General features: G+C 64.2%; 12 protein-coding genes. 10 read left to right on the plus strand and 2 right to left on the minus strand.

Annotated features, from left to right (window positions below):
- Window positions 1–72: 72 nt before the first annotated feature.
- The 6 genes from CDV44_RS06700 to CDV44_RS06725 all read left to right on the plus strand — a co-directional run bounded on the left by CDV44_RS06700 (window position 73) and on the right by CDV44_RS06725 (window position 7,417).
- Window positions 73–1,134, plus strand: a complete 1,062-nt coding sequence (locus tag CDV44_RS06700) for an ABC transporter ATP-binding protein (RefSeq protein WP_371328736.1) — start codon at window positions 73–75, stop codon at window positions 1,132–1,134.
- Window positions 1,131–2,210, plus strand: a complete 1,080-nt coding sequence (locus CDV44_RS06705; RefSeq protein WP_087687306.1) for an ABC transporter ATP-binding protein — start codon at window positions 1,131–1,133, stop codon at window positions 2,208–2,210. The genes CDV44_RS06700 and CDV44_RS06705 overlap by 4 nt, the downstream gene beginning before the upstream one ends.
- A 42-nt stretch (window positions 2,211–2,252) precedes the next feature.
- Complete coding sequence (locus CDV44_RS06710; RefSeq protein WP_087687307.1) at window positions 2,253–3,755, plus strand: ABC transporter substrate-binding protein; 1,503 nt, start codon at window positions 2,253–2,255, stop codon at window positions 3,753–3,755.
- Between the two features lie 16 nt (window positions 3,756–3,771).
- Window positions 3,772–4,716, plus strand: a complete 945-nt coding sequence (locus CDV44_RS06715) for an ABC transporter permease (RefSeq protein ID WP_058375632.1) — start codon at window positions 3,772–3,774, stop codon at window positions 4,714–4,716.
- Between the two features lie 22 nt (window positions 4,717–4,738).
- Window positions 4,739–5,677 (plus strand): ABC transporter permease, encoded by a 939-nt coding sequence (locus CDV44_RS06720; protein ID WP_087687310.1) that lies wholly within the window; start codon window positions 4,739–4,741, stop codon window positions 5,675–5,677.
- 102 nt (window positions 5,678–5,779) lie between these two features.
- Window positions 5,780–7,417 (plus strand): gamma-glutamyltransferase family protein, encoded by a 1,638-nt coding sequence (locus CDV44_RS06725; protein WP_087687312.1) that lies wholly within the window; start codon window positions 5,780–5,782, stop codon window positions 7,415–7,417.
- Here the strand turns inward: CDV44_RS06725 and CDV44_RS06730 are convergent, their stop codons facing one another.
- Window positions 7,418–8,785, minus strand: a complete 1,368-nt coding sequence (locus CDV44_RS06730) for an MFS transporter (protein WP_087687313.1) — start codon at window positions 8,783–8,785, stop codon at window positions 7,418–7,420.
- A gap of 128 nt (window positions 8,786–8,913) precedes the next feature.
- A complete protein-coding gene (locus CDV44_RS06735; RefSeq protein ID WP_087687315.1) occupies window positions 8,914–10,176 on the minus strand; it encodes a flavin-dependent oxidoreductase in 1,263 nt (420 codons plus the stop codon).
- A 122-nt stretch (window positions 10,177–10,298) separates the two neighbouring features.
- Here CDV44_RS06735 and CDV44_RS06740 point away from each other — a divergent pair, with 122 nt between their 5' ends.
- The 4 genes from CDV44_RS06740 to CDV44_RS06755 all read left to right on the plus strand — a co-directional run bounded on the left by CDV44_RS06740 (window position 10,299) and on the right by CDV44_RS06755 (window position 15,351).
- The gene (locus tag CDV44_RS06740; RefSeq protein ID WP_087687317.1) at window positions 10,299–11,228 is read left to right on the plus strand and encodes a LysR family transcriptional regulator; all 930 of its coding nucleotides are present in this window, start codon (window positions 10,299–10,301) and stop codon (window positions 11,226–11,228) included.
- 283 nt (window positions 11,229–11,511) lie between these two features.
- Window positions 11,512–13,968, plus strand: coding sequence for an MCP four helix bundle domain-containing protein (locus CDV44_RS06745; protein ID WP_249277430.1), 2,457 nt, complete (start codon window positions 11,512–11,514; stop codon window positions 13,966–13,968).
- 75 nt (window positions 13,969–14,043) lie between these two features.
- Complete coding sequence (locus CDV44_RS06750; RefSeq protein WP_170935878.1) at window positions 14,044–14,772, plus strand: methyl-accepting chemotaxis protein; 729 nt, start codon at window positions 14,044–14,046, stop codon at window positions 14,770–14,772.
- Window positions 14,773–14,784: 12 nt separating this feature from the next.
- Window positions 14,785–15,351, plus strand: a complete 567-nt coding sequence (locus CDV44_RS06755) for a hypothetical protein (protein WP_087687319.1) — start codon at window positions 14,785–14,787, stop codon at window positions 15,349–15,351.
- The last annotated feature ends 20 nt before the right edge of the window (window positions 15,352–15,371 follow it).

Below are 15,371 nucleotides of genomic sequence, written 5' to 3' on the forward strand. Positions count from 1 at the left end.
TACGTATCGAAAAGAAATATTAATATTTTCTATTGATCCGTGGGGGACATAATCGTGTCATGCAATCCGCTCATGACCGAGCCCGCCCATAACAACGCACCCATGACCCTGCCCGCAGAACCCGCGCCGGTGCTCGATGTGACCGGCCTGTCACTGAAGTTCTCCCGCGCTGCCGATGCGCCGAATCTGATCGACGGCGTGTCGTTCGCGGTTCACCCCGGCAAGACGCTGTGCATCGTCGGCGAGTCGGGCTGCGGCAAGAGCGTGACGTCGCTCGCCCTCATGGGCCTGCTGCCGAGCCCGCCGGCCAATCTGGTCGCGGGCCGCGCAATGTTCGAAGGGCACGATCTGCTGGCGTTGCCGGAGCGCGAGTTCGCCGACATGCGCGGCAACCGGCTCGCGATGATCTTTCAGGAGCCGATGACGTCGCTGAACCCGGCGTTCACCATCGGCCATCAGATCGAAGAGGGCATTCGCCGCCATCGCGGTCTCGACCGCAAAGCGGCGCGTGCCGAAGCGCTCGCGATGCTGAAACTGGTGCGCATTCCGGCGCCCGAGACACGGCTCGACAACTATCCGCACGAACTCTCCGGGGGCATGCGCCAACGCGTGATGATCGCGATGGCGCTCGCCAACCGTCCTGCCCTGCTCATCGCTGACGAACCGACCACCGCGCTCGACGTCACCATTCAGGCGCAGGTGCTCACGCTGATTCAGACGCTGCAACGCGAGACCGGGACCGCCGTGGTGTTGATCACGCACGATCTTGGCGTGGTGGCAGAAGTGGCCGATCACGTCGCCGTGATGTACGCGGGGCGCATCGTGGAATACGGCAGCGTCGACGAGATATTCGACGATCCGCAGCATCCTTACACGATTGGCCTGATGGGCGCGATTCCGTCCATCGGCAAGCGCGAAGGCACGCTCGCGACCATTCGCGGCTCGGTGCCGTCGCCCGAGCGCATGCCGGCCGGTTGCCGCTTTGCGCCGCGCTGTCCGTTTGCCGAGGCGCGCTGCACACAACAGGCGCCGGTCGAGCGCACCCTGTCCGGCACGCATCGCGTCGCGTGCTGGCTGGCACCGGTCGACGCGCTCACGCCGCCCGCAACCCCGATGGAAGAGGTGGCCGCATGACAGCGCTGCTCGAAGCTCGCGATCTGACCAAACACTTCGGCGGACACCGCGTCGGTTTTTCGCGCGCACCTACGGTATACGCCGTGAATGGCGTCTCGTTCTCGGTGCAGGCGGGCGAAACGTTCGCCATCGTCGGCGAGTCGGGCTGCGGAAAATCCACGCTTGGTCGACTGTTGCTGCGCTTGCTCGATGCCACGCGCGGGGAAGTGCGCTATCAGGGCGAAGACATCATGACGCTGGGCGCCGGGGCGATGCGGCGTCTGCGGCGCGAATTGCAGATCATCTTTCAAGACCCGTTCGCCTCGCTCAACCCGAGCATGACCGTGGGCAGCCTGATTGCCGAGCCGATTGCGCTGCACGGCCTCGCGCATGGCCGCGCCCGCGACGACCGGTTGGCCGACCTGCTGCGCACCGTCGGTCTGCAACCGGACTATGCGCAGCGCTTTCCGCACGAATTCTCCGGCGGCCAGCGCCAGCGCATCGGCATCGCCCGGGCGCTTGCCGGTGAGCCGCGCGTGATCATCGGCGACGAACCCGTCTCTGCGCTCGACGTGTCCGTACAGGCGCAGGTCATCAATCTGCTCGAACGTCTGAAGCACGATCTGGGGCTTACGCTCATCATGGTCGCGCACGATCTGGCCGTCATTCGTCACATGAGCGACCGGGTTGCGGTGATGTATCTGGGCGAGATTGTGGAACTGGCCAGCGCCGATGCGCTGTTCGACAACCCGTTGCATCCGTACACGCAGGCGCTGTTGCAGGCGATTCCGGCGAGCAGTCCGCACGTGCGCCGCAGCCGCGCGCCGCTGGGCGGCGAATTGCCGAGCCCGACCGCACCGCCGCCCGGTTGCCGTTTTCACCCGCGCTGTCCGCATGCGCGGGAGGTGTGCCGCGAGCAACGCCCGATCGACGAGGTATTACCCGACGGCCGTCAGGTCGCGTGTCACTTCTGGCGGGACATCCAGAATGCGGGCGCGAGCCCCACACTCGTCACACCGCCAAGCGAAAAGCTGACCGCGCGTCTGGCGCTGTATCGCGCACGGCAGGCACAGGCCGACGCGGCTGTCGCCAGCTAACACCCACACGATTCCGATAAACACTCACGAGAGACCTCACGCATGCGCAACGTTCTGCTCGATTTCGCTCTGGCTGCCGCACTGACCACGGGCGCCGCGTCGGCGATGGCCCAGTCGGCCATCCGCATTGGTTTGCAGGAAGATATCGGTTCGCTCGACCCGGCGCGCAGTTCGCAGGTCGTCGACCGCATGGTGTTGCGCTCGCTGTGCAGCTCGCTGGTCGATATCTCGCCGGACCTGAAGTTCGTGCCGATGCTGGCCACGTCGTGGAGCGTGAGCGCCGACGGCAAGACGTGGACGTTCAAGCTGCGTCAGGGCGCGAAGTTCCACGACGACGAGCCGTTCAACGCCAAGGCCGTGAAGGCCAACCTCGATCGCGCGCGCAGCATGCCGGCGAGCAATCGCAAGAGCGAACTGTCGTCCATCGATCACGTCGACGTGGTGGACGATTCGACCGTCAACATCGTGCTCAAGGCCCCGGACTCGGCGCTGCTCGCCACGTTGTCCGATCGCGCCGGCATGATGCTGGCCCCCAAGACACTGGCGGATGACGCCGCCGTGCAAGCACGCCCGGTGTGCTCGGGCCCGTACAAGTTCGTGCAGCGCGTGCAGAACGACCGCGTCGTGCTGGAGAAATTCGCGGGCTTCTGGGATGCAGACAAATACCCGATCCAGAAGGTCACGTTCCTGCCGATTCCCGACACCACCGTGCGTCTCGCGAACGTGCGCTCCGGCTCGCTCGACATGCTCGAGCGTCTGTCGCCGTCCGACGTGAAGTCGGTCAAGCGCGACGCCAATCTGAATTTCCTGACCATCGACGGTCTGGGCTACTACGGCCTGACGTTCAACGTGGCGGCCAACGCGCCCAAGGCCCTGCGCGACAAACGCGTGCGTGAAGCCTTCGATCTGGCCATCGACCGCGACGCCATCAATCAGGTGATCGGCGGCGGCATCTTCACCCCTGCCAATCAAGCGCTGCCCAAGAGCGGCCAGTACTACGACACGGCGATCAAATCGACCAAGCGCGACGTGGCGAAAGCGAAAGCACTGCTCAAGTCGGCAGGCTTCGAGAAGGTGGACGTGACGCTGAGCTTCGGCAACAACACCGTGTCGAACCAGATGGCGCAGATGTTGCAGGCGATGCTCGCCGAGGCGGGCATTACCCTGAAGCTGCGTCCGATGGACTACGCCGCTGCACTCGACGCCGCCCACCGTGGCGACTTCGACGTGCTCTACAACGGCTGGTCGGGCCGCGTGGACCCGGACGGCAACCTGCATCAGTTCGTGACCTGCAAGGGCAACCTGAACTACGGCCAGTATTGCAATGCCGACGTCGACAAGCTGCTCAACGACGCCCGCGTGAAGTCCAGCATGGCCGAGCGAAAGCCGCTGTACGACGCTGCCAACAAGATCCTCGCCGACGACAACCCGATTCTGTATCTGTACGTGCAGCCGTGGCCGTATGTGCTCACGAAGAAGGTGCAGGGCTTCGTGCCGTATCCCGACGGTCTGATCCGTCTGCGCGGCGTGAGCCTCAAGGGCTGAGGGAGCGAGGTAAGCCATGCTGCGTCTCGTCCTCCATCGCGCGCTCGTCGCCATTCCGACACTGTTCATCGTGTCGATGCTGATCTTCGGGCTGCAAAAAATGCTGCCCGGCGATCCCGTGCTCGCGATGGCTGGCGAGGACCAGAACCCGCAGGTCATCGCCGCGCTGCGCGAGAAGTATCACCTCGACAAGCCGCTGCCCACGCAATACGCGCTGTGGATGGGGGACGTGCTGCATGGCAACCTCGGCAATTCGCTGCGCACCGGCGAGCCGGTGACGACGCTTATCGCGCAGAAGCTGCCGGTGACGCTGCAATTGGCTTCGCTCGGTCTGCTCATCGCCATCGGTATCGGTATTCCGCTGGGCATTCTGTCGGCGGCGAATCGCGGCAAGGCAGTGGATTACGGCGCCAACGTGCTGGCGCTGTCGGGCATGTCGATCCCCAACTTCTGGCTGGGCATCCTGCTGATCTTTCTGGTGTCGGTGCGCTGGCAGTTGCTGCCGTCGTCGGGCTACGTGCCGCCGGGCGAAGACCTGTGGATGAGCTTCAAGACAATGATCATGCCGGCCTTCGTATTGGGGGCGGCGCTGGGTGCGCAACTGATGCGTCATACGCGCAGTGCCATGCTCAGCGTGCTGCGCACTGACTACATTCGCACCGCGCGTGCCAAGGGCTTGCTGCGTGGCACCGTGGTGCTCAAGCACGCGTTTCGCAATGCGCTGATCCCGATCGTCACGGTGCTGGCGCTGCTCTTCGGCGAACTGCTCGCTGGCGCGGTGCTGACCGAACAGGTCTTCACGATCCCGGGCTTCGGCAAGCTGGTGGTCGACGCGGTGTTCAACCGCGATTACGCGGTGGTGCAGGGCGTCGTGCTGGTGACGGCGGTGAGTTTCATCGCGCTGAATCTGGTGGCCGACGTGCTGTATGTGTTGCTCAACCCGCGCCTGCGCCGGGCCTGAGGCTTATTCTTTCCGACTGAACATGGCCGCCTTGCCCACGACTCCTTCCACACCGTCCACGCCGCCCACGCCGCCCGCCTCTGTTGCTGCGTCTGCATCGGCAGCAGCGAGCGCCGAGCGTCTGCCGCGCCGCCGTCATCGCGGGCTGCGTAAATTCGCGCGCAACCGTGCGGCGGTTGCCGGGGCAATCATCGTCGCGTTCGCCGTGCTTGTCGCACTGCTCGCACCGTTGATTTCCCCCTACGATCCGATCGCTACAAGCTTCATGACGGTGCGTCAGGCCCCCAGCGCGCTGCATTGGTTCGGGACTGACGAACTCGGGCGCGACATTCTCGCGCGCATGATTTACGGCGCCCGCGCGTCGCTCGCGGCGGGTGTCGTGTCGGTAGGCATTGCCGTGATCATCGGCGTGCCGCTGGGGCTGCTGGCCGGTTACTTCGGCCGCTGGGTCGATGCCATCGTGTCGCGGCTGGCCGATGCGCTGCTCTCGATCCCGTTCCTGATTCTCGCCATCGCCATGGCGGCGTTTCTCGGGGCGAGCCTGACCAACGCCATGATCGCTATCGGCGTGTCCGCCATGCCGCGTTTCGTGCGGTTGGCGCGAGGGCAAGCGCTCACGGTCAAGGCGGAAGAATATGTCGAAGGCGCGCGCGCCATCGGCCTGTCGGATACGCGCATCATCGTGCGCTACATCCTGCCCAACGTGCTGCCCCCGATCATCGTGCAGGCGAGCCTGACGGTGGCGACGGCCATCATTGCCGAGGCGAGTCTGTCGTTTCTTGGGCTCGGACAATTGCCTCCGATGCCCTCGTGGGGCTCGATGCTCAATACGGCCAAGGACTTCGTTGAACAAGCGCCTTGGATGTCGATTTTCCCTGGTATCGCCATCTTTTTGACGGTACTCGGATTCAACCTGCTGGGAGACGGTTTGCGCGATGCGCTCGATCCGCGCGAACAGTAACGAGGGTGTCCCCCGCGCGTAACGTGAGCGTCTTAACGTTGCAGCGCGGGCCTCCCCGGCAGCCAACTCCACCCATTCGAGACAAAGGTAAGTGAAAGCGTCATGACGCAATTCAACTGGCAGAACCCTTATCCGACACCGCGCCTGCCGGTGTTCGCCCGCAACATCGTGTCGACGTCGCACCCGCTCGCCGCGCAAGCCGGCCTGCGCATCCTGTGGCAAGGCGGTAACGCCGTCGACGCCGCCATTGCCGCTGCGGCCTGCATGACCATCGTCGAGCCGGTCTCGAACGGTCTGGGCGGCGACTGCTTCGCGCTCATCTGGGACGGCAAGGAGCTGCACGGCCTGAACGCTTCGGGTGTGGCACCCGAGGCGTGGAACGTCGACTACTTCCGCAAGAAATACGGTGAGCAGCACGGCATCGCGAAGCAACCGACGCGCGGCGTAGACACCGTCACCGTGCCCGGCGTGATCGCCGGCTGGGAAGCGCTGCACGCGAAGTTCGGCAAGCTGCCGTTCGCCGATCTGATGGCACCGGCCATCGAGATCGCCGAGCGGGGTCACGCGGTTGCCAACATCGTTGCGCGCAAATGGGCCGCCGCCGTGCCGGAACTGAAAGACCAGCCGGGCTACGCGCAGACGTTCATGACGCATGGTCGTGCACCGGCCACGAGTGAAATGATGCGTTTCCCGGGCCACGCGCGCACGCTGCGCATGCTGGCCGAACAAGGCCCGCGCGCTTACTACGAAGGCGAGATCGCCGAGCGCATCGTCGGCTGGTCGAGCGAGCATGGCGGGGCAATGACGACCGACGATCTGCGCAACTACCGCGCCGATTGGGTCAAGCCGATCGAGAAGGATTATCGCGGCTACACCGTGCATGAGATTCCGCCGAACGGGCAGGGCATTGCCGCGCTGATGGCACTGGGCATTCTCGAGAAGTTCGACGTGTCGCGTCTTGCTGTCGACCGCGTGCACTCGCAGCACTTGCAGATCGAGGCGATGAAGCTCGCGTTTGCCGATCTGTACAAGTACGTGGCCGACCCGCGCTCGATGGAAGTCACGCCGGAGCAGATGCTCGACGACGCGTACCTGACGGCCCGTGCGAAGCTCATCGATCCGGACCGCGCCACGCAGTTCGACTTCGGCATGCCCAAGGCCGGCGGCACGATCTACATGTCGACCGCTGACGAGAGCGGCATGATGGTCAGCTTCATCCAGTCGAACTACATGGGCTTCGGGTCCGGCGTGGTCGTGCCCGATCTGGGCATCGCGCTGCAAAACCGTGGCTGCGGCTTCTCGATGGACCCGAAGTCGGCCAACGTGGTCGAAGGCGGCAAGCGCCCGTTCCACACGATTATTCCGGCGTTCCTCACGCAAAAGGTCAACGGTCAGCACGAGGCCGTGATGAGCTTCGGCGTGATGGGCGGTGACATGCAGCCGCAGGGCCACTTGCAGTCGATCGTGCGCATGCTCGACTACGGCCAGCAGCCGCAGGCGGCGTGCGACGCACCGCGCTGGAAGGTCAACCGCGACTTCACCATCGACGTGGAATCCACGCTCGACCGTGAGACGGTGGCCGGGCTGCTCGCACTGGGCCACAAGCTGAAGTCCATCGACGATCCGTATATGGACTTCGGCTCGGGTCAGTACATCTGGCGTCTGGATCGCAACGATCCGGAGCGCGGCTACGTGGCCGCCAGCGACAGCCGTCGCGACGGCCTCGCCGCCGGTTTCTGATCAGGCAGTCTCTGTTGTAGCGGCACCGGGTGGGCGAGCTTCCTCACCACCCGGGCGCCGAACGCCCACGCTGATCGCCAGTGCCGCAACGCTGGCAATCAGCGCCGGGACGGCAGCCATCATGAAGAGGTGCTGCGGGTCCCATTGCAGCGCCAGCAACACGCCACCGGCCATCGGCCCGACGATGGAGCCGATGCGGCCGATACCGAGTGCCCAGCCGACCCCCGTACCCCGAATCGTCGTCGGGTAGGTGCGCGCGGCCAGCGCATTCGCACCGATTTGCCCGCCGACCACGCAAAAGCCCGCACCGAAGATCGTTGCCGCCAGCACGGCCACCGAGGTGCCTGCGAGCCCCACCAGCACGATGCACACCGCCGCACACAGATACACCGCACTGAGCGCCTTGAAGGGCGGCACGCGGTCGAAGACGCGTCCCAGCGTAAGCGTGCCCAGCGTGCCGCCGATTTGCAGCATCGACGTGATGAGTGCGGCCGTATCGAGGGGGATGCCCGCATCGTGAATTACGGTCGGCAGCCAACTCGACAGGAAGTACAGATCCATCAGGCTCATGAAGAAGATCAGCCACAGCAGCAGGGTGATACGCACTCGCTTGTCGGCAAATAGCGCACGCACGCCTGCATGACCCGACGCATGAACGTCCACGCCGCCGTCGATCTGCGCATCGGCCGGAAGATCGGGGGCGAGCTTGCGCAGCACTGCCCGCAGGCGGGCCGGGTCTTTCGCGCGGGCGATCAGAAAGCGAGGCGATTCGGGCAGACATCGCCACGCAAGCACGGTGGCGGCCAGCGGCAACAAGCCGCCCACGACAAACACCGATTGCCAGCCGAAGTCGCGAATCAACCCGGCGGCCGCGAGCCCGCCCAGCGCGGCACCCAGCGAGAAGCCGCAAAACATCACCATGATCGCCGTCGAGCGCACACGTTCCGGCGCGAACTCACCAGTAAGGGCGATGGCGTTGGGCATCACGCAGCCCAGTCCGATGCCCGTCACGAGCCGCAAGATGAGCAATGCCGTGACCGATTGCGCGAGCGCCGTCGCGAGCGACATGACGCCGAAGATGAGCATGCCTGCGATCAGCACAGGTCTGCGTCCCAGCCGGTCAGATAAGGGACCGCCGATCAGTGCGCCGAGCGTGAGGCCGACGAGACTCGCCGAGAAGACTGGACTGAGTGCTGCTCGTTCGATACCCAACGCGTGCACGATGGCGGGGGCGACATAACCGATGGCCTGCGTGTCGAAGCCATCGAGAAAGACAATCAGCGCACACAGCGCGGTGACGAGCAACTGATAGCGGCCGAACGGCCGCTCGTCGATGAGCGCTCGCAGGTCGATGCGGGGCGTAGGCATACGTCTGTCTCCACGAATGGCCCCGTCGGCGAGGCTCTGTCGAAAGTGTGGGAAATGCAAAAGCGTGCGAGCCGGTGGGCGCGCACGCAGGTCGTTGTCGATGGGTTTCCGGGGGCGCCGGTCAGCCGTCAGCGGGCCGCCGCCTGTTTGGCATTGAGCGTCTCCCGATTGAGCCCGGCGACATTCTTGTAGCGATTCGAAATGGCGGCGAGATCGGCGTTGCTGATGACGTCTTCGATCCGCGCGAACGGCTTGTCGCCGCTCAGGTCGTGCACCGTTTGCAGAATGGCGTCCGGCGGCGCCGTGCGGTTCATCAGCACGACATCGGCGGTGGCCTTGCCGCGAATGCGTTCATAAGCGTCGAGTGCCGCCGTGGTCAGGCCGTGCTCGCGAAGCTGCGCCGCCAGACACGGCGCGTCGAGAATTGCCTGCCCGGCGCCATTCGAGCCACGCGGCACCATCGGGTGTGCCGCGTCGCCGAGCAGCGTGACGCGCCCGAAGGTCCAACGCGGCAGCGGGTCTTGATCGACCATCGGATATTCGAGAATGGTCTCGGTGGCCTCGATCATCCCGGCCACATCGAGCCAGTCGAAGTGCCAGTCGGCAAACACCGGGAAGAAATCCTCCCGCCGCCCCACGCCATTCCAGTCGCGTCGCGCCGGCTGCGGCGATTCGATTTCGGCGACCCAGTTCACCAATTGATTGCCCTGACCGTCGACGTTGTTGCGAATCGGATAGATCACCATCTTGCCGACCGACAGCCAACCGGCACGCACCATCGTCGCACCCGAGAGGAAGGGGGGAAGCACCACACTGCCGCGCCACATGTTCACGCCCGAATAGCGCGGTGCCCCTTCGGTGGGATAGCACTGCTTGCGCACGACCGAGTGAATGCCGTCAGCGGCAACGAGCAGACGCGCGCTGACCGGCGGCAGGGCGTCGCCGTCGGGCGATGCGAACCGGATGGTGACGTTGTCATCGTTCTGTTCGAAGCCGGTGCAGCGATGCCCTTCGACCACCGCGTCGGCGCCAAGGCGCTCGCGCACCGCAGCGAGCAGGATGCCTTGCAGATCGCCGCGATGGATCGAGAACTGCGGCCACGCATAGCCGGCATATTCGCCGGCGGGCTCGCGATAGACGAATTGACCGAACCGATTGAAGAATGCTGATTCGCGCGTGGTGACTGCGACGTCGCGCAGCGCGGCAGTCAGGCCAAGCTCGTCGAGCACACGCGCCGCGTGCGGCAGGATGTTCACGCCGACGCCCAGCGGACGAATCTCGGCCACGGCTTCGTAGATGCGGCAGGCGATGCCCGCTTCGTGAAGGGTAAGGGCGAGCGTCAGGCCGCCGATACCGGCGCCGACGATGGCTACATCGACGGATGAGGACATGGAGGTGTCTCCTGCGCGGCAATGCGCTGTGAGGTTGGAATGGACACCATTAGAGCGCGCTGCCAGTCATTAGGGAATTTTGACTATCATATGAATTCATATTCGATAGTTATGAGTGACGGATGAACATCTCGCTGCGTCAATTGAAAGCGTTCGTGCTGGTCGCCACGCTGGGCAACTTCACCCGCGCGGCGGAGCGCTTGCACATCACGCAGGCCGGGCTGTCGGTGATGATGCGCGAGATCGAAACGCAGTTGGGCAGCCGTTTGTTCGACCGGACGACCCGCAGCGTGACCCTCACGCAGGCCGGTCACGCGTTGTTGCCCGTGGCAAGTGCGGCCGTCGGGCAACTCGATGCGGTGGCCGGACAGATCGCCGCGTTTGGTCAGGTGGCACGCAAGACGTTGCGCATTGCTGCCACGCCCCTCGTGTCGTCGCACCTGATGCCGGAATGGTTCGGCGCCTTTGCGAGCGAACATCCCGACGTGGATCTGCGGCTGATGGAGGCCGAACTCGCGCAAGTGCAGGCGCTGGTCGAGCAGGGCGAAGCCGATCTGGGCTTCGGGTTCTTCACGAAAGCGTCGCACGGCATCGAGCGCACGCTGCTGCAATCGTTTCGCCTGATGCGCGTGACGGCGGCAGGCAGGCGAGCGTCGCGCAAGACGGCCAAGGGCGGCATCTCATGGGATGAACTGCGCGACGAGAAGCTCATCAGCCTGCCGCCCGACAATCCGATTCAGCAACTCGTGGAGACGCATCTCGCACGCATCGGCCGCGCCGACGAGCCGCGTGCAGTGTTTCGCCGCTTCGAGACATTGATCGGTATGGCCGAAGCCGGACTCGGCGCCGCCATCGTGCCGACGTTCACCTTGCCGGCCTGCTGCGCGCGTGCGGTGCGTTGGGATGTGCTCACTTCCCCCGAAGTGGCGCTCGGCTTTCACCGCATCGTCAAACGCGGTCGCGCCAAGCCGGAGCTATGGCGTCAATTCACCGAGTTGGCTGCAGGGTCATTACGCCGTATCGATGCGATGGCCGATGAAGGCCCACGTTAGCCGACGTCACCGTGAAGCCATCTTCGCGAGGGGGACGTGGTGAGGACGATGCGTCTATATAGCAAGCACTCACCCCTCGGAAAGTTAGTGCTTACCCATCTTGGATTCCTACACGCCATTGCCGATCCGGTGATACGTGAAGCTTCCGTTGATTCATCGAATCGTCACAGTTCGCCCCTGATAATCACGTCGCACGAGGAATTTACAAACTAATTCGGCGGCCGATCTACTGCGTCAATCACGCGGGGCACCGGGCGCCGGTGCGACCCGGGGAAATGACGCAATGACCATCCGTCATCGAATAACGCTATTGGTGATCCTGACGTTTGTCGCGCTCTCGATCATTGGTGGTTACGCGGTGTACCAGACGCGTGCCAGCGCTCAGAAAGTGCGGCAGGTAACCGAAGGTGTGGTACCGAGCGCGCTCGCTTCTGCCGACCTTGTTTCGCAAGTCAAGGCAGTCCAGATCGCCACGATGACGCTGGTCTATGCGCCTGACGAGACCGTCGTCGAACAGGCGCTCGAGAGTCTCAAGAAGCTGCGCGCCGACATCGATCAATCGCTTGCCCGTCAAGCCGACGGCGCCGCCAGCGCCGCACAGAAGGGGCTGGTGACACAGGCCCGCGAGAGCGTCGACAACTACTTCAACGCGATCACCGATACCGCCAAGCTCAAACAGGCCGGCAAGGCCGAGATGGCGCAGGCGTTCCTGTTTGCGAACGTCGCGCAGTATCGCGACGAACTCGAAGGCGTGGTCAACACGCTGCGTGTGGAGAAGAACCGCGAGAAGGATTCTGCGATCGCCACGCTCAACAACACGCTCTCGACCACGACGACGGCCATCGCCATCGTCACGGGCCTCGCGATCCTGTTGCTGACCGCCATCGGCGCGCTGCTCTACCGTCAGATCACCCGCCCGCTCTCGCGCATGCAGGGCATGATGAGCGAGATCGCCAGCAGCCAGGACTTCACCCGCCGCGTGCCGGTTGGCCGGATGGACGAGATCGGTCATTCGATCGTCGCGTTCAACGGCATGATCGAGAAGATTCAGGAGCGCTCGGCGCAACTCAAGCAGAAGACGGCCGATATTCAGGCGATGTTGCAGAACATGCAGCAGGGCATTCTGACGGTGGTCGACGGCTCGAAGGTGCACGCCGAATACTCGGCCTATCTCGAAGCGATCTTCGAAACGCAGGACATCGCGGGCCGTGGCGTGATGGAACTGGTGTTCGGCGACAGCGATCTCGGTTCCGACGCGCTGTCGCAAGTCGAAGCTGCCGTCGATGCGTGCATCGGTCAGGACGCCATCAACTTCGCCTTCAACGAACACTTGCTCGTGGGCGAAATCGGCAAGCGCATGCCGGATGGCCGCGTGAAGCAGCTTGACCTGACGTGGTCGGCCATTACCGACGAGACCGACACGATCCTGCGCCTGATGCTGTGCGTGCGCGACGTCACCGAACTGCGCGAACTGGCCGCCGAAGCGAACCAGCAGAAGCAGCGCCTCGAAATGATCGGCGAGATTCTCGCGGTGAGTCAGGAGAAGTTCCACCACTTCATCGAAAGTTCGACCGACTTCATTCGCGAGAACGAGCGCATCATCCGCAAGCACTCGCAGGCCGACAGCGCAGCCATTGCGGAGCTGTTCCGCAACATGCACACGATCAAGGGCAATGCGCGCACGTACAACCTGCAATACCTGACCAACGTCGTGCACGAGACCGAGCAGCAGTACCACGAGTTGCGTCATCCGGAAGCGGGCTTGCCGTGGGATCAGGACCACCTGATGCGCGAACTCGAACGCGTGCGCAACGCGGTCGACACGTACGCCCATATCAACGAAATGAGTCTGGGCCGCAAGGGCCCGGGCCGCACGGCTGACGAGCAGTCGATGGTGGTGGATCGCGGTCATATCCGCGCCAGCCTGCGCATGCTCGAAGCGGCCGACCCGAACGATCTGCATCAACTGGTTGCGATGCGCGACGCCGTGCACCAGACGCTGCGACTGTTGGGTACCGAAGGCGTGGGCGAAGCGTTGGGCGGTGTACTCGATTCGCTGCCGTCGCTGGCGGGTGAGCTCGGCAAACCGGCCCCGGCCGTGCGTATCGACGACAACGGCTATCGCCTGCGCTCGCCGGCCGTGCGAATTCTGCGCGACGTGTTCATGCACTTGCTGCGCAACTCGATGGACCACGGGCTGGAAAGTGGTGATGAGCGCCGTGCCAAGGGCAAGCCCGCCGCGGGCACCATCGACATCGAAGTCGGTCTCGATCACAACATGCTTCAAGTCACGCTGACCGACGACGGTCGCGGTCTGGCGCTGCATCGCATTCGCGGCATCGCCGTGCAGCGTGGCTGGATCACGTCGGAAACTTATGTGACGGACGAGCAGATCGCGCAGTTCATTTTCCGCCCGGGCTTCTCCACGGCCGCGCAGGTGACCGAAGTGTCGGGGCGTGGCGTGGGCATGGATGCCGTGCAGGACTTCGTGCGCCGCGAACATGGCCGCATCGAATTGCGTTTCACCGACGACCGTAAGGGCGCGGAATTCCGTCAGTTCCAGACGGTGGTGTGCCTGCCGGACAATCTGGTGGTCGATGGCTTCGACCTGAACAGCGTGGCGGCCGACGCGGTCGATCTGCCGAGTGCGCCGATCGAGTCAATCGATACGCTCGGGAAGGTCGAAACGCATGAGGTTCGCGACGACCTGTCCAATCTCTCGAACGCCGGCAAGGTCTGACCCCAGTATGAATGCACGGCGGCGCAGACCTGACCGGTCTGCGGCCGCCGCGCCGCTTTCGGAGGCATCAAGAGCATGGCAGCAGTGGAATGGATCGCGGCGGGCGCCCTCGCCGGTGTGGCGGGTGCGGGCGTGATCGGCTTCATCGTGCATCGCTGGCGCATGGCGCAGGCCGTCGCACACTGGCGCGCGCTGGAAAAAACGCACGAGGAAGCGCTCGAACAGGCGCTTGAGCGCGAACGCGCCGCGCAGGCGCGCAGCGACGAGATCGCCGAAGCGCACGCCGCCGCATTGGCGGCGCTGCAAGCGCAATTGACGCAAGCCGAGTCGGATCTGCAAGTCGCACGCAAGTCCGAAGCCTCAGTGCTCGACGCCAAAACGCAGTGGCAGGAAGAGGCCCAGCGCATCGCCGGTGAAGCGGCGCGTCTGCGCGGGCTCGCAGCGACGTTCGAGCGTTGGCACGAGCAGATGATCTCGCTCATGACCCAGAATCAGGACATGCACGCGAAGAACCACGAGTTGGCATCGATCGTGCGGCACGTGTTGATCGTCTCGCTCAACGCGTCGATCGAAGCGGCGCGCGCAGGCACGGCCGGGCGAGGTTTCGGCATCGTCGCCAGCGAAGTGCGTTCGCTTGCGACGCGCTCGGAAGAACTGTCGAAGAGCTATCGCGACAGCCTGCACCGCAACGACGTGACGACCACAGCGACGTTTCAGGACATTCAGGCGGGCGGCAAGATGATTGCCGCGTCGCTCTCGAGCGTCGAGTCGCTGGCGCATCAGTTGCATTCCCGTCTTCACTAGGCAGGTGGCGTTTTGATCAGCACTCACGCACGCGACAGTTTCGAGCGCATTCTGCACAAGGCGGCACGTACGCGGCTGGCCCGTTCGATCGACGCGCCTTGCGAGATCGTGCCGTTGCGCACACGCCAGTCCGAGCCCGCGAACGATGCCGATGTCGATCTCGCCAAACGGCATGCGAACGTGGTGGTGCTCACCATTTCGTCGATTGGCTTTCGCATGCTGCTGATTTTGCATTTCGACGAGGACGACGCGACGGCGGCTTACTTCCTCGGGGAAGCGCAGGACAAGCCGTTCCGCGAGGCGTTTCTCGAAATCAGCAATCTGTGCTGCGGCGCGATCAATCAGGAACTGCTGAACTACTTTCCCGATCTGGGCATGTCGACGCCCTATGTGCTCAGCGCGCGCTGCGTGCCGCATCTGACTCAACTCAAGCCGAATCACCTGGCGTCGTGGGAGATCACTCTCGACGGCTCGGTCCGCCTGGCTGCCACGCTGTGCGTTTGCGCGCATGCGCCGCTCGACTTCGTCGCCGAAGTGAGCGAGACGCAGGACAGCGGCGGTGAGCTGGAACTGTTTTGAATTCGCCCCACGTCTTGGCA

It is taken from the genome of Pandoraea sp. PE-S2R-1 (assembly GCF_002179865.1).
Taxonomy (GTDB): domain Bacteria; phylum Pseudomonadota; class Gammaproteobacteria; order Burkholderiales; family Burkholderiaceae; genus Pandoraea.

Bases quoted from the DNA above. Each gene is read 5' to 3' on its own strand.
- CDV44_RS06725 (WP_087687312.1), top strand. From the start codon at position 5,780: ATGACGCAATTCAACTGGCAGAACCCTTATCCGACACCGCGCCTGCCG.
- CDV44_RS06700 (WP_371328736.1), top strand. From the start codon at position 73: ATGACCGAGCCCGCCCATAACAACGCACCCATGACCCTGCCCGCAGAA.
- CDV44_RS06720 (WP_087687310.1), top strand. From the start codon at position 4,739: ATGGCCGCCTTGCCCACGACTCCTTCCACACCGTCCACGCCGCCCACG.
- CDV44_RS06750 (WP_170935878.1), top strand. From the start codon at position 14,044: ATGGCAGCAGTGGAATGGATCGCGGCGGGCGCCCTCGCCGGTGTGGCG.
- CDV44_RS06705 (WP_087687306.1), top strand. From the start codon at position 1,131: ATGACAGCGCTGCTCGAAGCTCGCGATCTGACCAAACACTTCGGCGGA.
- CDV44_RS06740 (WP_087687317.1), top strand. From the start codon at position 10,299: ATGAACATCTCGCTGCGTCAATTGAAAGCGTTCGTGCTGGTCGCCACG.
- CDV44_RS06710 (WP_087687307.1), top strand. From the start codon at position 2,253: ATGCGCAACGTTCTGCTCGATTTCGCTCTGGCTGCCGCACTGACCACG.
- CDV44_RS06715 (WP_058375632.1), top strand. From the start codon at position 3,772: ATGCTGCGTCTCGTCCTCCATCGCGCGCTCGTCGCCATTCCGACACTG.
- CDV44_RS06735 (WP_087687315.1), bottom strand. From the start codon at position 10,176: ATGTCCTCATCCGTCGATGTAGCCATCGTCGGCGCCGGTATCGGCGGC.
- CDV44_RS06745 (WP_249277430.1), top strand. From the start codon at position 11,512: ATGACCATCCGTCATCGAATAACGCTATTGGTGATCCTGACGTTTGTC.
- CDV44_RS06730 (WP_087687313.1), bottom strand. From the start codon at position 8,785: ATGCCTACGCCCCGCATCGACCTGCGAGCGCTCATCGACGAGCGGCCG.